The organism is Paracoccus cavernae, from assembly GCF_042430175.1.
Taxonomy (GTDB): domain Bacteria; phylum Pseudomonadota; class Alphaproteobacteria; order Rhodobacterales; family Rhodobacteraceae; genus Paracoccus; species Paracoccus cavernae.
The window spans coordinates 1-16,924 of the sequence record NZ_JBHMDZ010000014.1 but is presented as its reverse complement, the minus strand read 5'-3'; the positions used below and the strand labels follow the sequence as shown (position 1 = coordinate 16,924).

The 16,924-nt window shown below is 61.5% G+C and carries 19 protein-coding genes and 1 pseudogene; 10 read left to right on the top strand and 10 right to left on the bottom strand.

From position 1 onward, the window contains the following. Positions 1–24: 24 nt before the first annotated feature. The 8 genes from phnK (at position 25) to ACFFUC_RS10985 (ending at position 6,145) form a co-directional block, all read left to right on the top strand. Positions 25–795: a phosphonate C-P lyase system protein PhnK gene (gene phnK, locus ACFFUC_RS11020; RefSeq protein ID WP_377686304.1), complete on the top strand. Its 771-nt coding sequence runs from the start codon at positions 25–27 to the stop codon at positions 793–795. Between the two features lies 1 nt (position 796). Continuing rightward, a complete protein-coding gene (phnL, locus tag ACFFUC_RS11015; RefSeq protein WP_377686199.1) occupies positions 797–1,480 on the top strand; it encodes a phosphonate C-P lyase system protein PhnL in 684 nt (227 codons plus the stop codon). Further along, positions 1,477–2,025: a phosphonate metabolism protein/1,5-bisphosphokinase (PRPP-forming) PhnN gene (phnN, locus tag ACFFUC_RS11010; RefSeq protein WP_377686197.1), complete on the top strand. Its 549-nt coding sequence runs from the start codon at positions 1,477–1,479 to the stop codon at positions 2,023–2,025. The genes phnL and phnN overlap by 4 nt, the downstream gene beginning before the upstream one ends. Next, complete coding sequence (locus ACFFUC_RS11005) at positions 2,022–3,161, top strand: alpha-D-ribose 1-methylphosphonate 5-triphosphate diphosphatase (protein ID WP_377686196.1); 1,140 nt, start codon at positions 2,022–2,024, stop codon at positions 3,159–3,161. The genes phnN and ACFFUC_RS11005 overlap by 4 nt, the downstream gene beginning before the upstream one ends. 369 nt (positions 3,162–3,530) lie before the next feature. Then, positions 3,531–4,352 carry a hypothetical protein gene (locus tag ACFFUC_RS11000; protein WP_377686194.1) on the top strand — a complete coding sequence of 274 codons (822 nt, stop codon included), beginning with the start codon at positions 3,531–3,533 and terminating at the stop codon, positions 4,350–4,352. Continuing rightward, the gene (locus tag ACFFUC_RS10995; protein WP_377686193.1) at positions 4,352–4,948 is read left to right on the top strand and encodes a hypothetical protein; all 597 of its coding nucleotides are present in this window, start codon (positions 4,352–4,354) and stop codon (positions 4,946–4,948) included. Before ACFFUC_RS11000 ends, ACFFUC_RS10995 begins: the two co-directional genes overlap by 1 nt. Then, the gene (locus ACFFUC_RS10990; protein ID WP_377686192.1) at positions 4,948–5,769 is read left to right on the top strand and encodes a single stranded DNA-binding domain-containing protein; all 822 of its coding nucleotides are present in this window, start codon (positions 4,948–4,950) and stop codon (positions 5,767–5,769) included. The genes ACFFUC_RS10995 and ACFFUC_RS10990 overlap by 1 nt, the downstream gene beginning before the upstream one ends. Positions 5,770–5,935: 166 nt before the next feature. Further along, positions 5,936–6,145, top strand: coding sequence for a hypothetical protein (locus ACFFUC_RS10985; protein ID WP_377686191.1), 210 nt, complete (start codon positions 5,936–5,938; stop codon positions 6,143–6,145). A 12-nt stretch (positions 6,146–6,157) separates the two neighbouring features. On the opposite strand, the gene ACFFUC_RS10980 is transcribed toward ACFFUC_RS10985, so the two are convergent. The 4 genes from ACFFUC_RS10980 to ACFFUC_RS10965 form a co-directional block, all read right to left on the bottom strand. Continuing rightward, on the bottom strand, positions 6,158–7,240 hold the full coding sequence (locus ACFFUC_RS10980) for a Hint domain-containing protein (protein ID WP_377686189.1): 1,083 nt from the start codon (positions 7,238–7,240) through the stop codon (positions 6,158–6,160). 542 nt (positions 7,241–7,782) lie between these two features. Next, positions 7,783–7,944 carry a hypothetical protein gene (locus tag ACFFUC_RS10975; RefSeq protein ID WP_377686187.1) on the bottom strand — a complete coding sequence of 54 codons (162 nt, stop codon included), beginning with the start codon at positions 7,942–7,944 and terminating at the stop codon, positions 7,783–7,785. A gap of 139 nt (positions 7,945–8,083) precedes the next feature. Next, entirely contained in the window at positions 8,084–9,094 is a 1,011-nt protein-coding gene (locus ACFFUC_RS10970; RefSeq protein WP_377686185.1) for a DUF5677 domain-containing protein, read from the bottom strand. A 91-nt stretch (positions 9,095–9,185) separates the two neighbouring features. Continuing rightward, entirely contained in the window at positions 9,186–9,845 is a 660-nt protein-coding gene (locus ACFFUC_RS10965) for an SOS response-associated peptidase family protein (protein WP_377686183.1), read from the bottom strand. Between the two features lie 305 nt (positions 9,846–10,150). On the opposite strand from ACFFUC_RS10965, the gene ACFFUC_RS10960 reads away from it, so the two are divergent. Both ACFFUC_RS10960 and ACFFUC_RS10955 read left to right on the top strand, forming a co-directional pair. Further along, positions 10,151–10,351: a hypothetical protein gene (locus ACFFUC_RS10960; protein WP_377686182.1), complete on the top strand. Its 201-nt coding sequence runs from the start codon at positions 10,151–10,153 to the stop codon at positions 10,349–10,351. A 10-nt stretch (positions 10,352–10,361) separates the two neighbouring features. Continuing rightward, on the top strand, positions 10,362–11,024 hold the full coding sequence (locus ACFFUC_RS10955) for a Fic family protein (RefSeq protein WP_377686180.1): 663 nt from the start codon (positions 10,362–10,364) through the stop codon (positions 11,022–11,024). 103 nt (positions 11,025–11,127) lie between these two features. On the opposite strand, the gene ACFFUC_RS10950 is transcribed toward ACFFUC_RS10955, so the two are convergent. The 6 genes and pseudogenes from ACFFUC_RS10950 to ACFFUC_RS10925 all read right to left on the bottom strand — a co-directional run. Next, positions 11,128–11,457, bottom strand: coding sequence for a hypothetical protein (locus ACFFUC_RS10950; protein ID WP_377686178.1), 330 nt, complete (start codon positions 11,455–11,457; stop codon positions 11,128–11,130). Between the two features lie 2 nt (positions 11,458–11,459). Then, positions 11,460–11,972, bottom strand: coding sequence for a peptidoglycan recognition protein family protein (locus ACFFUC_RS10945; protein WP_377686176.1), 513 nt, complete (start codon positions 11,970–11,972; stop codon positions 11,460–11,462). Between the two features lie 299 nt (positions 11,973–12,271). Next, complete coding sequence (locus tag ACFFUC_RS10940; RefSeq protein WP_377686174.1) at positions 12,272–12,568, bottom strand: hypothetical protein; 297 nt, start codon at positions 12,566–12,568, stop codon at positions 12,272–12,274. A gap of 180 nt (positions 12,569–12,748) precedes the next feature. Next, positions 12,749–14,632 carry an SGNH/GDSL hydrolase family protein gene (locus ACFFUC_RS10935; RefSeq protein WP_377686172.1) on the bottom strand — a complete coding sequence of 628 codons (1,884 nt, stop codon included), beginning with the start codon at positions 14,630–14,632 and terminating at the stop codon, positions 12,749–12,751. Positions 14,633–14,647: 15 nt separating this feature from the next. Next, complete coding sequence (locus ACFFUC_RS10930) at positions 14,648–16,639, bottom strand: phage tail protein (protein ID WP_377686171.1); 1,992 nt, start codon at positions 16,637–16,639, stop codon at positions 14,648–14,650. A 63-nt stretch (positions 16,640–16,702) separates the two neighbouring features. Then, a pseudogene (locus ACFFUC_RS10925) lies at positions 16,703–16,924 on the bottom strand (DUF6950 family protein); the annotation flags it as partial.

Genomic DNA, 16,924 nt, shown 5'->3' with positions numbered 1-16,924 from the left:
GCCTCCGGCGGGGATATTTCAGGCATGAAAGATGCAGCTGCCGCACCGCTTTTGCGGGTCGAGAACGTCACCAAGCTTTATGGCGGCCGCGTCGGGTGCCGCAATGTGAGCTTCGATCTCTGGCCCGGCGAGGTCATGGGGATCGTCGGAGAGAGCGGCTCGGGCAAATCGACCTTGCTGTCCTGCCTTGCCGGCCATCTCGCGCCCGATCAGGGTCGCGTGATGTACGGCGGGCGCGACACGGTGGCGATGGCGGAATCCGAGCGGCGCCATCTGGGACGGACCGATTGGGCCTTTGTCCACCAGAACCCGCGCGACGGTTTGCGCATGGGGGTAAGCGCGGGCGGCAATGTCGGCGAGCGCCTCATGGCGGTGGGGGCACGCCATTACGGCGCGATCCGCGAGACGGCCGAGGATTGGCTCGGCCGTGTCGAGATCGACCCCGCCCGTATCGACGACCGTCCGCGCCAGTTTTCGGGGGGGATGCAGCAGCGGCTCCAGATCGCGCGCAATCTGGTTACCGGCCCGAAGCTTGTCTTCATGGACGAGCCGACCGGCGGGCTGGATGTCAGCGTTCAGGCGCGGCTTCTCGATCTGTTGCGCGGTCTGGTGCGGCGCATGGGGCTTTCGGCTGTGATCGTTACCCATGACCTTGCCGTCGTCCGGCTTTTGGCCGACCGTCTCATGGTGATGAAAGGCGGCAATGTCGTCGAGGCGGGTCTGACCGATCAGGTCCTTGACGATCCGCGCCATGCCTATACTCAGCTCCTTGTCTCTTCAGTCCTGCAGGTGTGACATGATCCGTATTTCCAAAGCAGGCAAGGAATTCGTCCTGCACAATCAAGGCGGTGTCGTTCTGCCGGTTCTCAGCGGTGCCGATCTTTCGGTCGGCTCCGGCGAATGCGTCGGGCTGATGGGGGCCTCGGGCTCGGGCAAATCGACGCTGATGCGCATGGTCTGGGGCAATTACCGCACCGATCAGGGCGCGGTTGTCGTCGGCGATCTTGATCTGGCACAGGCCGAGCCGCGCGAGATCATCGCCTTGCGCCGCGAGACGCTCGGCTATGTCAGCCAGTTCTTGCGCGTCGTGCCGCGCGTGCCGACGATCGAGGTCGTGGCCGAGCCGCTCCTGAACCTCGGGATCGACGAGGACGAGGCGCGGGCCCGCGCCGCCACCCTGCTCGCGCGGCTCAACATCCCCGAGAGGCTCTGGTCGCTTTCGCCCACGACCTTCTCGGGCGGCGAGCAGCAGCGCGTCAATATCGCGCGCGGCTTTGCCCATCCCTATCCGGTCCTGCTGCTCGACGAGCCGACCGCGAGCCTTGATGCCGCCAATCGCGAAACCGTCCTGAGCCTGATCGAAGAGGCCAAGGCGCGCGGAGCGGCGATCCTCGGGATCTTCCACGACGAGCCCGCGCGCGACCGCGTGTGCGACCGCGTGGTCGATGTCTCGGGCTTCACCCCGAGGCGCGCGGCATGAGCGGCGGGCTTGCCATTGCGGTTGTCGGGCCTTCGGGCGCGGGCAAGGACACGCTGATGAGCGCGGCCCTTGCCCGCGAGCCGCAATTGCAGCCCGTGCGCCGCGTCATCACCCGCGCCGCCGATGCGGGGGGCGAGGATTTCGAGCCCGTCACCGAGGCGGAGTTCAAGCGCCGCCGCGCGGCGGGCGAATTCGCGCTGGACTGGCAGGCGCACGGGTTGCGCTATGCCATTCCGCGTTCGGCCTGCGATGCGGTGGCTGCCGGCGGGATCGTGATGATGAACCTCTCGCGTGGCGCGCTTTTGCAGGCGGCCGCGCTTTTTCCGCGCTTCCTGCCGCTTTACATCCACGCCCGCCCCGAGATACTGGCCGCACGCCTCGGCGCGCGTGGCCGCGAGACGGCCGAGGATATCGCCGCCCGCATCATCCGCGCCGGACAATGGGCCGAGGGCCTGCCCCTGCCGGTAACCACAATCGACAATTCGGACGGGCTCGAGCCCGCCCTCGACCAGTTTTTGACCGCCATCCGCAAGGCAAGACAATGACACGCACCATCCTCGCCAATGCCCGCCTGATCCTGCCCACGACCGTCGAGACCGGCGGCATCATCATCGAAAACGGCCAGATCGCCGAGATCTTCACCGGAGATGCGGTTCCCGAAGGTGCAATCGACTTTCAGGGCGACTATCTCGCCCCCGGCATGGTCGAGCTGCATACCGACAATCTCGAGGGCCATCTCCAGCCGCGTCCCGGCGTGAACTGGCCCCATGCAAGCGCGATCCTCGCCCATGACGCGGAGCTTGCGGGCTGCGGCATCACGACGGTCTTCGATGCGATGCGGGTCGGCTCGATCCTGTCCGAAGGCCAGACCGATTACGCCAAATACGCCCGCGCCCTCGCCACCGAGCTGATGGACATCCGCGCCAAGAACGCGCTGCGGATCAGCCATTTCCTGCATCTGCGCGCCGAGGTCTGCTCGGAGACCCTGATCGAGGAGATCGACGAATTCGGCCCCGACGACCGTGTCGGCATCATCAGCCTGATGGATCACACGCCGGGCCAGCGCCAGTTCCGCGATGTCTCGAAACTCGCGCAATATGTGAAGGGCAAGCACGGCCTCGACGATGCCGGTTTCGAGGCCCATGTCGCCAATCTCAAGGCGCTTCGCGCGGAATTCGGCGACAAGCACGAGGCCCATGCGGTGGCCAAGGCCAAGGCGCTCGGCGCGGTTCTGGCCAGCCATGACGACACGTTGAGCGAGCATGTCGTGACCTCGGCGGGCTACGGCATCGAGCTGGCGGAATTCCCGACCACGCTCGAGGCTGCCGCCGCCTGCCACGATCACGGCATCATGGTGATGATGGGCGCGCCGAACCTCATTCGCGGCGGCTCCCATTCGGGCAACGTCTCGGCGGCGGATCTGGCGCGGAACGGCTTCCTCGATGTGCTCTCGTCGGATTATGTGCCGGCGGGCCTGCTGCCGGGCGCGATGATCCTTGCGCGGATCTGGAACGACCTGCCCCGCGCCATCGCCACGGTCTCGGCCAATCCGGCCCGCGCGACCGGCCTGAAGGACCGCGGCCGGATCGAGACGGGCCTGCGCGCCGATCTGATCCGCTTCCGCATGCTCGACGAGACGCCGGTGCTGCGCGAGACCTGGGTTCGCGGCGCACGGGTATAACCCCGCATCAAGCCCATTTGGGATCGATAGACCCCGCCGGACCAGTTCCGGCGGGCTTTTTCGTTCCGGCACGAGGAAATGTCGGGCGGGAGGTAGCAAGGCAATGCCGCAAACGCGCGCATGATCGCGAGCTCCGCGAGATCGCGCGACAAAGCGCCAATCGGAGGGACCGCAGCCGTTACGGCCTGCGTGCATCTGCGTTCTGACGGATTGGAATTGCGGCGACCTTGGGGTCACCTTTCCACCCTGATGCGATTGCGATCGATCGAGGGGGGAATGGTAGCGGAGGAGGGTTTCAGCCGAACCCACCGCGCCCCAGATCCTATCTTCATTCTCCGTCACGCCGCGTAAACAGAGATGGAGAGCGCAATGAAGGCCACTCTAGCCACCACGCCCCCCTCGGGCGACCGTCAACACGTCCCGACCGATCAGGCAGCGCCGGAGCGCATCTGGCTGGACTTGCCGAGCTTCAATGGGGCCGTTGGTTTCGCGCACCCTGAGCACCATCGCACAGACGGCTGGCCGGAATACATCCGCGCCGATCTCGCCGCCCCCTCTGCGCCTGCCGAGGTCATCGACGCGCACGCCGTGGCCGAGGCTATGGAGGGTCAGGCCGGCATCTGGCGCACCTGCACTGGCTGCTACGAGACCTGCGACGGGCAACCCTTCGGGAACTACCCGTATTCAGCAGCCCTCCGGTGCGATCTGGGCGGCGGATGCCGAGAGTGTGGCGGCATCGGCGCAATCTGGGACACCACCGATTATGCCGATATGGGCGACTGGCTGGCACGGGGCGGAGGAACCTCTGCGCCTGCCGAGGTCGAGGGGTTGGTGGGGCGGCTGCGTGACGAACACCTCGCTATGACGCGCGAGGAAGCCGCCACCGCCCTGACCGCGCTGCAAGCCGAGAACAAGCGGCTGACCAATCACGCCGAGGTCCGACGCCTCACTGATCTGCTGGATGGCGCAACCGCGAACCTCGAAGACGCCACCGCCCGCGCCGAGAAGGCAGAGCGGGAGCGGGATGAACTGCGGACAGACGCACAGTTTCTTGTAGACCGTCTTGCCGGAGTCGATGGTTATTCTCTGGTCGAAGATGATGCCCGCGATTGGTATGGGCATGTATCTCCAGCTATCACACGACTTGGAGCGTCCCTCGCCGCCCACGCGAAACTCAAGGGGGAAATGTGATGCGCAGCGCCTCCGAAATCATCAGCGATGCGGAAATCATCGCAGTCCACGCCAATGCCAATTTCGGCGACATGACGCCGCGCGAAGTCGTCAATGATGGCGTGCGTAAATACGCGATTGGCTACAGCGGCGGACACACACAGCAGTGCATCCTGCGCGAACACGGCCTGATTACCAAGGGCAAGGGCTACAACGCTGACCTGACCAAGAAGGGCAAGGAATACGCCCGCGCCATAGATCGGGACGCCAAGGCAGAGATCGCCCGCCTGACCAAAGAACTTGCCGAGACGAAAGCTGCGCTGGGGCTGGCGTATGAGACAGCAGCGAAGGTGGCCCAAGACAAGCACGACGCAGCAATGAAATGGGCAGAGTGCTATCTCAAGTCCTTCGATGGCCAGACGGATAGCCTGTTGATCGCAGAGGAAATACGCGCCCTCGCCCCTGACGCGACCGCCGCTCTTGAGGCCGACCGGCGGAGGGTGCGGGACGAAGAAACAAAGGCGTGTGCTTGGTGCTTTGACGACGACGTTAGGCATCCGTCGAAAGCTCGTGCCGCCATCCTCGCCCGCCTCGACCAGCGCAAGGAGGGCGTGTGATGCCGAAGCCAGTTCCGATCTGCCAGAAATGCGCACACCCCCTCGCATCTGATACGGTGCGCATCACCACCCCATACCCGACAAGTCACTCCTTTGAAGGAGCCATCACTGCGACCATCGGCCACGAGGCCGAGTATATCCTAACCCACAGCGAGACGCGGGAACACATCGCCGATTGCTCATATTGCGGGGGCGCGCCCATGACCACCACCCCGACCCCCGCCGCACGGGTAAGCGGCACGATAAAGGCGCTGGAATGGAAGGCTAACGGTCTGCGTCATGCGACAGCATTAGGTTTCAACACAACATACACCATTATGCTGCTGCCAGATGGTTCTGGGGCGCGGTGGCAATCTCGGTATATGGGTGAATGGTTTGATGCTGCGGACAGTGAAGCAGCCAAAGCCGCAGCGCAGTCCGATTACGGGGCCCGCATCCTCGCCGCGATCCAGCCCGACCCAGAGCCGAAGCCGGTGGCGTGGCGTTACGATGACTTGTCGCCATACGCCAGATCATCAGCTCTGATCCTCGAAAGGCGAGGAACTGGGGTTCATCGTGACCCGAAAGAGTTCAAGGAAACTCCCCTCTACGCCACCCCGTCCAGCGCGGGCATGGTGAGCGTCGAGGAGGCACGCCTCATGTCAGATGTGCCCGAGGACGGAACGTGGGCATTGCTCTATCCCGGATATTTCGGACCGGTCACCGCATGCGTGGTCAATGGCGAGTGGACTATGTTTGACGACGCCGAAAAGCCTCACGTCACGCATTGGGTCGAAATCCATCCCGCCCTGCGCGCCCTTGCTGGGGAGGGAGGGCGGTGAGCGAGGCGCTGGCACCGACATGCACGCTGCGGATCCTCGAACGCTGGGTGCCCGACAAGGAACTCCCCGAAATCAGGTCGCTCACGCCGGTTCTGCAGCAATTGTTCTATACCGCTGCCGGATCTCAGGTTTGGATAGATGTGCCGACGGTCAGAGAGCCTCGCACATGACCGAGGTCGGAATTCCGACCGCGCCCGCCCGCTACGGCAACCGGCGCGTGCCGAAGATGTACGCCGAGATCAACGCCCTTCGCCGCGCCATAGCGGCCGAGGGCACGCCCGCGATCCAAGACGCATGGGATCGGGTCGAGGAGCATATCGACTTCGCCTATGGGCAGGCGGCGGAGAGATCGGGCCCTTTCCTGACCCGATCATAAATCGCTATTTCCTTACAGCACGAGGTCGCGTCGGTTCTGAGCGTGCCGGACAGCAAGCCTACGAGCTTGACGCCCTGAAAGCAGCATTCTTGCCCCGGCCATCATTTCGTCGGTGTCCTTCAACTCAGGGAAGATAGCAAAAATTTCCTCGCGAACAGCTGCGCCGAGAGATTTGAGCGCCTGCTTACCCGTATATAGCGACTCCGATTCCGCACCGTTCGAGCGCACGACCTCATGTTGATCGAAGAGAATATGAAAGTATTCGACTTCTCGCAGATCTTCGACAACGTCGATGCCGTCGATCTGCAGAAGCTGCTTGGCCGCGACCAGAACCTCATCCGTGCCGAACATCTTTTGTGCAATTTTTGAGCGCACAAGAATACGATGCTGCGGAGAAACCAGCAAATCAACCTCTGGCGTTCCACGGCCGAGTGCCCTCGCCGAAATCCGGATGGGTCGAAGACTTTCATGCTGTGAAAGGACCCGAGCGTCGATCTTCCTTGATCCAATCCACCGAATTGGTTGGAGGCCGTTGTCACGGGTATAAACGTTAGTGCCAGCAGTCAGATTCTCGATTGTTACATCACCGAATTCTGTTGTGATGAGCGTTCCCCGCGTGAAGCAAGGAATTTCGGAGATTGGGAGTGCCAGGTCATTCGGTGAGACAATCCAGTCCGTGCCTGTAATAGAGGTAGCAAAAGCTTGCCTTAGTTGCCCATCGATTAGAGGCAAGGAAACTGCAACCTGTTCATTCGTGTCGGGCGTTGACCCATAGAAAGTTACGACAACAAAGCGGCCTTCGCTAGAAATGATCTCGTCACCGTTGTAAACGTAATCGATATTGTATCGCACACCATTGATCGAGAAATAATCAGAAGCGCCGCCTCCGGTAACAAAATCGTCTTCATTTTCGTCTGATATTGTCAAACTGACGATCGTTGAACTAAGATCTATTGGCGATCCAGATTCTGCATATTTCTCATCATTGTTTGGGCCTCCATGCGATACCCCCGTCCAGTCGGCTGGTTTAATATCGGAGTTATACTGAAAGGCAGGGTCGAACAGCCAAGCATCTAGCGTCACATTCGTAGGCATAGGCACTCTCCATTTTAGTGAGGAAATTTCGGCCCGAGGCTACCCATCAAAATCAAGGAACTGTGCACTTAGAACCGAATGCCTGTATGCGACCGCACTCAAGGCTATCCACGCAACCAGAGGAGTCAAGCTTCTACTGACGTTTCCAGACCATGCCACAGCAACCGAGGGCACGTCCGCGATTCAAGACGCTTGGGACAAGGTCGAGGAGCATATCGACTTCGCATATGGGCAGGTGGCGGACCGGGAACGCCCCTAGTCCTTGATCCAACCGGGCGTCGTGTCGTCCACCTCAACGATCAAGCTCTTTGCGCCCTTCCTACCGCACCAAGCGCAAAGACAGCGCGCCAAGAACTGATCGCGCGGCATGAGCGGCCTACCGACCGGCGCGCATCCCACATGGCCGCACTCGCATTCGATCCGGTAGCGACGGAAGATCTTCGCGGCCGCAGCTGATCGGCCCACCAGCGCCACAACCGCGGGCCAGCCTTCGAAAGCGGGATCACCGGATTGGGCGTGCGCGCAAAATCATCGATGACAGTTTAGGGGATGGTCATCACGACCTCGCCTCGCGCGCGACAGACCTTACACCGCAAGGCAAACTGCAGGTCGCGGATGCGCATGTTTGGCGTCGCGACCGTCCGAAGCCGGAAATCGCCCTGATAGACATAGGTCTTGCCGCAGCCGGTGCAGCGGATCTGCAACGCCACCCCTTCCGCTATCAAATCTCGAATCGTTATGCCCGCCATGGTAAGGAACTTATAGAGAACACATCGAGTTTTCCAGCGGCGGCGATGAGGACAAAGCTGCTGCTAGCCCCAGTCGCAATCTCGCCGACGCTAATTACTTATCCACAAGAATATCCCTCAGTCTGGTCGAAATCTCGGACAGTAGCCGCATTGAAACAAGCTCCCCGTCAGTCGAACTCGGGTAACCTATGTATGTACCGGTTAGTTGGAGGAGCGTAATGGAGCAAAATTGAAGCGGATCACTAAAACCATAGTGGCTTGGTCCAACGCTATAACCAGCACCTTGCCTTCCAATATCTGCAAGCATGTTTCCAAAACCGCGATAACCTGCGTGATTATGCTGGCACGACCATTTGTAAAGCGGCCTCCAATGTTCCATCTTCAGGTCTTGCTCGAGGTGTTGGAGGCCGACTTTTACTTTATTTTCAAACCCCAAAGCCTCCGCTGCCCATCCTAGGTCGCCGTTGAAGACTCTGCCAACCCTGTCCTTAGCTAGCGTGTAGTCCGCTTCAATCTCTTTCATTTCCTCTCGGCCTATCGGTTCAAAGCCAAGCTTGTCATGATACTTATTGTAATTATCCGCTTCGCGCTTCAGAACAAAGCTTTGGTTAAACCTGTAGCGCTCGGCCACCCCCGGCCCATGCTTTCGGACGAAGGCTGCAACTAAAGTCACTTCGTAGAGCGCCCTCCATCTTGCCAGAGCACCGTCCGGATATCCTCCCGCCAGGAGACATTTAATCTCGCTTGAAATCAGCAGTCCTTTGGCAACTAGTCCACGCAAAGTGAAAAACAAGTCGCGCTGATCCGCATTATCTGGCGCAGCGTGCTCTTCGATTAGTTCTTGAGAAATAGCCCATTGAAGCGTGAGAAGGTCGAGTGAAGAACTCCATTCATTTTGCACTAAAGCGCGGATGTCAGAGTGACCCCTTTCTATTTGCCGCGATATGTCCAAGGATAGAATGCGTACCTTTTCTCCAAATGTCACAATCTCATCATCAACTAGAGCATTCAATGTATCCTTAAGAATTTCGGCCTGAAGTTCATGATCAAGCGTTTCTACGAGCTGAACTACCCGATCAATGATATCTTTCCCCAAATTCAGCACTATGCACCCGTCGTTTTGTTTTGTTTCTTATTCAACAATATTACACGGACCGCGCGCCATAGGCGTGAGGAATTTTGCTGACATAGCAACGCTAACCGCTGGCCTCAGTGTCCGCTATCGTATCTTCGCGACCCTGCGAGACGATCAGAAGCGTCCCGTCCCGCAGAGGCCGCTGCAATGTCCTCGCCTGAACCCATGGCAAATTGAGCCATGCCGCCCATTCGTCCGGCTCGGTCAGGATCACCGGCATCGCCTTTGGGTGAACGGCGCCGACCTCGGCATTCGGCGGGCAGGTCAGGAAGCCGAACAGGTCGTCGGTCGTCTCGCCGTCCTTGACCTTGCGCACCGAGGTCCAGCCCTGCGTCTGGATGCCTACGAAGAACATCGGCCGGTCATCAACCGGCTCGAACCAGACGGGCTTGTGATCGGCCCCAGGTTCGGAGAAGCGGACCACCGGCACGAGACAACGATGGTCCGGCCCGAGCCAGCGCCGCCAATGCGGGCTACTGGTGTTGCGGATATTGGTCACGCCCGGATCGCGGGCCGTCTTGAGGTACATCGGCGGCGTCGGCATGCCCCATCGGGCGCGCGCAACCGCCAACCCGTCGTCGTCATGCCGGATGATCGGCGCGGTGCGGTCGGGATAAACATCCTCCGGCCAAGGCTCATTGCCGGTCAGATCACGCAGCGGCTCGCGAAAGAGCTGCGCGACGAGATCGGCCGATTTCGCGGTCTGGTAGAGGTTGCACATGCACCGACGCTAGCGCGTCGAGGCGATTCGCTCCAGCGGCGACACCGCCCAAGATGGCAGACGAGCAACGACCTCAGCGCCGCGCGGTGGGAACCCTCACCCACAACAAGAGTTATACCTAAAGCTGAAGAAGCCATGCTCAAAGCTGACAAAACAGACAACTTGCAAAACTTTATTTGCACAAACCCTACGAAACCTGTCCTTTTACAGCTAGCCAAATCAGCCTTCAGCATGCTTGTTGGCCCTTAGAGAATAAGGAAGCTGGGCAAGCCAGCTCCAACTTTTGAAGCAGAGGTGTAGATCAAATGTTCCTGAATACGACCCATAACACAGACGTGGGCCTGCTGCGTCGTCTCAGCGAGGCAACTCGCCGAGGTGTGACAGCGGCCGAACTTCATGCACAGAAGGTTTCCTTTATCGTCTCTGCAGTGAGCGACGAAAAAACCAAGATCACTCCGCAGATGGTCGAGAACGAGCTGAAGAAGCTCCATGGGGAACCGGCTTAACTGATACGATATGATCCTGTATGACCTGAGCAATTCCGAGGCTCACCCTGCATACCAAGCTCTGGCGATCTCCAACGGAGATCGTCAGTTTAGCTTTCTGCAATCTGTAGTAAGCGCAGCGATCCAGACCCAACAGGGATTTCTGTCGCAGGCAATCATGAAATCTCTGAACTATCATGCGATTGCGTGCTTACACACCAATGCCGGTGAGTACCGACCTTGTCCCGTGCATGTTGCGTATCCCGACCCGTCGCAGAACTATGTTGCTCCGGAACATTATCGCGTGACAGCGTTGATGGATCACTTCATCAACCACACGAACGCTCTGTGGGGCGGGACAGATCCCATTGTTCTTGCGGCCTATGTGCTATGGAGACTTTGCGCCATCCATCCGTTCATCAACGGCAATGGCCGAACTGCGCGGGCAGCTGCCTACTTCACAATATGCGTGAAGACTGGTGGGTGGCTCCCAGGAACGGAAAACATGACCACGTTGATGAAAAATCACCCGAACTACAACTCGTCCCTCAAACATGCCGATGCTAGCGCGCAACTTGGTCAACTCGACCTGAATCCTGTAGCCAGAATGATCGAGGACTGCGTCCGTCAACAGCTCTCCTCCGCTCCCGCCCCAAATATGGACGGCGAAGATAATCCCTCGCCACCGCAATAGCCATTACTATGCATCTAGCGGTGAACTAATCACCGCCTGAGAGGTGGCGGAGCGTTAGGAGAGATCAGACAACTTGCTTGAACCGCGCCTGAATCTTTCCTTATTAAGCGCTTTCACATACCTCCCGCAGCTTCGCCTGCGCCAGATTGCCCAGCACCTCCGCCCGCGCATCCAGCCCGATCACCGCATCGGGCACGCTGATCTGCACATGCTTGAGGATCTCGGCCACCGCCGCCTGCCCGCCGAGCCCGCGCTCGAGCGCCAGCCGCGCGCCGTTGAGCAGTGCCGAGTGCAGCGCCTCACGGTGGCGGGCTTCGATGTCGATGCCCCATTTGCGCCGCGCGGTATTGGCGGCCCAGCCAATCAGCGAGGCGAGCAGGATCCCGATGATTTCCAGAAGATGCGGAATCAGCGCCGCTTTGATGATGTCCATGATCACTGTCCCTTGTTGAGTGCTGCCCAAGTCTGCTTCCCGACGATTCCGTCAGGCTTCAGCTGCTCGAGCTTTTGAAGGATCCGCACCGCGGCATCGGTGCGCTCGCCGAAATCACCGTCGACCTTGCCGAGGACATGCCCCTGCCCCGTCAGCAGTTCTTGCAGGTGGCGGACCGCTTCGCCCTTGGACCCGCGCCGCAGCACCGGCGTGAAAGCGGCCGCCCCGATCGCGGGCTGCCCCATGGCCGCGAGGATCCGCGCGCGGAGCTGGTCGCCCACTGCAACCGGATCGCCGGGGGCGTCCATGCCGGGCAACCAGCTGATGTCCCATTTCCCGTTCTGCTTGATCCCGAGCGTCGGCTCGACCTCGGCATGGCTCAGCACCGTGCGGCGCGTCACGGGGATGCGGTATTTCAGGCAGAGATCGGCAACAAAGGTCACCAGCACATCGAGCTGCAGCTCGGTGATCGGGAAACGGCCGGCGCGGAACGGGCGCTCGTTGGCATCGCCCATGGCATCGAGGGCGACGCCAATGCGGTTACCATTGGCGTTCAGNGGGTGATGGTCCCGTCGCGGCCGATCAGGAAGTTGTAGCTGTCCGCCTCATGCGGCGTCACACCGTCGGCACCCGCCGTCCAGTGCAGGATGATTCCGTCCATGATGTCTCCGGATATGAAAAAGCCCCGCTGGACGGCGGGGCGTGATGTGATATGCTTACTTTGCTTGCGATGCTGGCAGTTTTGACGAGCAGACTGGCCCTGCTGACGCTATCAGACCTAGCCTGGCAGGGCCGGTCACCTCTGGCAGAGATTTCAGCGCCGCCAGTGCTTCCAGAGATCGATCGCATTCTTCGGGTTATCGACTGCCATCAGCAGCCAGCGCATCGCGCCCTCTGCCGTCAGCGTGACGATTGCGGCCGCGACCGGCTCGGGCACACCCAGAACCTCGGCCGTGTAATCGGTCGCAACCCAAGCCGCACCAACGGCGACGACGATCGTGGTGATCACCTTGACCGGCCCGAGCTGCGCGGTGGTTTTGATCTTCACGATCAGCGCGATCGCGACCGCTACCCAGAACTCGGGCGAGCGGAAAGAGGATGGATCTGTCATTGCGCCTCCTGCGCATAAAGTCGCGATTGCTTAACTCTGTTGCAGCGATAGGGTCCGCCTGCCGCTGTCTCTGCTTGGTGCGGCTGGATCACACTCGTCCCCCGATCCAAACTTACGCGGGAGGCTTGTCCGGCTGAGGACGCCTCCCGCGGCTTCTTCACCGACCCAGATGGAGCCGCATCACACACGCACCGCCCATTTCCACGCGATCCATTGAGCAACCCGCCATTCCGCCATCAGCGCTGCCCCAGCGATATCGGGATGCAAACAATCGGGCAGATAGGTTGGGGCGCTGACGGCATTGATCGCGAAGTTATGCGACATCTCCAGAACCGGAAGCCCATGGATCGCGGAGAACCGACGAATAGCGCGCCGGTAGTCCTCGACCAGCAATCCGGAGCCGCTATGCGCACCCGCCTCGGTCCAGTCCTTCGGATTGGAATATGCCTTGCCGCGATAGATCGGCACGGCGAAAGCGATCTTGGCAGTCGGATTGAGCGCGCGGATCTTGGACAGGCCCTCCGCCATAGCTCCGTAGAAGGTGCCGTTGGCGGTATCGGTCTCAGCCCCGATCGGGACGGAGCTGTTCCAGTCGTTGGTGCCGTATGCGATGGTGATGATCTTGGCGGCCGCGATGGCGGCGGCATTTGCCGGTGCATCGATCTGCGGGATGAAATCACCCGCCGTCGTGCCACACATCATGCGGCCGGATACGCCCAGATTGGTAAGGGTGCCGCCGACCAATGCCGCCGCTTGCGCCGGCACGCTGTTGGCCGCTCCGGGGCCGACGCCGGCCTGAATGCTGTCGCCGAAATCGACCAACGTCGGTCCTACGACCGCCGGCCGGAGCAGGTAGCGCCAGCGCGTGAATGTGCCGCCCGCGACATCATACCAGCGGATGAAGGGGCTATCCTGCCCTTTGCGCGCATCCCAATAGTACTGAGCGATCTTCGCCCCCATCGGGACCGCTTGTAGAGTGCCATTGAACAGCGCCGTGCCGTCGACGGCCCCGCCCTGATCGTCGATCTCTAGCGGGCAGTTATAGACCAGAGACGAGCCGTCGCCGGTCCAGGTGATGCCGGGCGTGATGCAGAGATTAAGATCGCGGGCCGCGAGACCCTGCCCAGAGAGGTTGATGGTCTGATACTGGGCGTTGTTCCAGCGTGTCAGCTCGACCCACGCCCCCCAAGCGCCGCCGGCGTAGACCCGTTCATAGATCCGCCCCGTCGCATCGTACCAGGTCATCACCACCGTATCGCCGCGACGACGCGTAGTGACGCGGGTATTGACCGGCGCACCGTTGCCACCCGAGGGCGGAACGCCGGAAATGATGCCGCCTTCGCCATTGGGGTTCAGGGTGATGTCGAAGCCCGGCGTCGTGTAAAGCGTCAGGGTCCGCGCGGGCGTGCCGTCGGTATTAATAACTGTGCGCAGGACCGGTTCGACGGCCGCAACGCGGGCGGCCAGCGCATTGGCTTGTCCGGTGCTGGCCCCGATCAACCGCAAGGCACTACCAGAGATTCGGCGCAGCATCACCGGCGCTCCCGCGATCAGCTCGCCGCCGGCGAGAAACGAGGTTCCGGAATGGATGGCATAGACTACCCCGCCAATCGTCGCGGTGGCGGGGCCGGTATTGGTTGCGGTCGGCGTCAGGATCACGGTGGCGCCATTCGCGATCGGACCGAAGGGGAGATCGGCCAGAATGGCATTGGCATCGCCGCGGACATTGGTCACGGTGACAGGGACATCAGCCACGTTGACGCGGTGCGAGACGCCCCAATAGGGGGCAGTCGTGCCCGGAAACAGCGGATCATCGACGTTGTTGTTGGGAACGCGGTAGGTGATCACCCCGCCTTCCATGGTGACGATCATCCCCAGCGCCGTCGGCAGTGCCGCCTGGCCGGCAGAGGCGGCCTGCGCGCGAGATGAGAACTGCTTGCCGGAGAAAGCGAACTCGGCATTTACCTGCGCGATCATCTCGCTCATCCACTGGCGGATATCGGCTTTGGCCACGGGGCTGCCGGTCGGGTAAATCGTACCCGGGGGATTGGTCGGATTGACCATGTCTGACCTCGATAATTAAGGGATGTATTGTCCAACCAGCACCGCGGCCGATGTCTTGCCGCTGCCGTTCTCCGACTGGAGCCAGTAGCGCGCACCGTCTGCCGGCACGCTGCCGGTGATCGCCACCTCGGAGGAGGTGTCGTAGTTCCAGCGCAGTAAGGTCGCGTCGGCAAAGGTGGAGCCGGGCACGCCACGCCAGAGGGCGGTACGGTGATAGTTCGCTCCGAGATCCGGGGCGAAGATAATGGTGAAGCTGCCGCCGGCCGTGCCGCTTTGGCTGATGACGGCCGGCGCATCGGGCGGGGTGGTATTGGCAAAGACCTCGATGCCGGTCACCGTCGCATATTCCGATGCGCGCTTGCCCAAGCCGATCGTTGCCGGCCCCGTGAGGCGCGTCGTGTACCAGGCAACCTGCACATTGTACTGGCCACGATCGGCATTCGGCAGCGAGCGCGCAACGATCTTCCCGTCACTGGGGGTCTGCTGCACCTCCAGATCAAAGCGCTGCGTGCTGCCCTCGCGCCAATACTGGCCCCCGAGATAGTAGGGACCGGTGGTGTCGTCGACCGCGAGCACCATATAGGGCGGGCCGTCATTGGTCGTGACAACGAGCGAAGAGATCACCGGCGCGGCCAGAAGGGGGGCTTCATGGCTGATGGCCGGCGGTGTGCTTGGAGGATCCCCCTCCTCGGCGGCAGTCCAGTTGAAGCTGGCCGGGTCGGCGGCGATGAGGTTCACCGTCACCACGCCCTCATCACCATCGGCGTCGAAGGCGAAGCTGTCGACCCATGCGGGGGCGTTGCTCAGGCCGAGTTCCGGCAGATGCAGCCTGACCGTTTCCTCCTCGAGCAGGAGCAGGCCCCAGAAGCGGAGCTTGATAGTAGCGCGCCAGGACGGGTTGAGCTTGGCCAGCTTGATCTTGGCCAAGCGGCGCCCTTGCCCGTGGTGCTGCACCCACGGCACGTCCAGTTCCTTTTCGGCACTCTCGCCATAGAGCGCGATCGCGGCAGCATCCTCCCAGGCATCGGCGGTGGTTTCCTGCCAGTCGATCTCGGGCGCGACGTATTTCGGGATCAGGGTCGTGACGCGCTCGAACTCGCCGGAACCCGGACCGATATCGAGCGCCACGATATGCTCCTCGCGGATGGTGTGGTTCGGCGCGCGCCATTTACCGACCCGAAACCCGATCTTGCCTTCGGTCGTAATGTAGATCTGACCGGCCGAGGCATCCGAGATCCGGCGCGCGACATCGACCACGGGCTCGGACAACGAATAGCTGCCGCCGCCGCTATAGCGTTTGACCGTCCCGCCACCGCGCTTGGGCAATTCGTCGTCGCAATCAAGCTGCGCCTGGATGAAGGAGGTATTGTCGATATCGTCAAGCGCGAGCGGGCCGTAAAGCGGATGCGTGAAGACATCGCGCAACTGGATCGCGAGGTTATCGGACCAGGCATAAGTGCCGTCAGCGGGTCGATAGCAACGATCGCCACGGATCAGGGCCGTGATATCGGGATCGCCGCCGCTATAGACCTCGGCCACATCCTCGCCTTTGACCGCGTCGAATTCGCCGAGAATGGTACCGACACCGTCGAGACGATGCTGCGCCGTCCAGACACCGAAGCCTGCCTGCAGCGTTGCAAAGGCACCGCCGGAGAGCTCATCGCCAAAGCCGCTGCGCCAGCGGACCGAGACCCTGCCATTGTAGGGGCTGGTCGTGACCGCTTCGCCCGATCGGCTGACCAGCGTGTCGTTGAGCCAGACTTTCTCGACCCCCGTGATGCCGCCCTGCCCGACCGCAAGCAGCTTGAAGAGACGGCGCTGGCCACCGACCCGTGTCCAATCCCAAAACATCACCGTGCCGGAGGCACGCACCCGCCCCAGATGCCGGACGCGCTGTGCCGCGCTTTCGCGGGCTTCGGTCTGGATATCGCGCGGCTTCGGCCCTTTGGGGGCCGTAACCTTGGCGATGGCGGCGTTCAAAGCGATGCTCGCCGCCGTTTTGAGCACAAACGCTCCCGCCCCGCCCGCTGTCCAAACAGCGGCGAGCCACGCCCCGACTTGTGGCATCCTCTATCCCCAGATTCTCAAAGCTCTAGCGCGGACGATCCCGACGCCGTGCGGCTTGCGAAAAGCCCATTTCCCGCCATGCCGGATCGCGGCGACGCGGTGTCCGGCAATCGCGATCACCCCGACATCCCCGTCACGGGCAGCGCCGCGAACCGGCAGGCAACATTCCCGGTCCAGAAACCCGACCAGATCGCCGCCGGTCAGACCGCGCATTTCCGCCTCGCT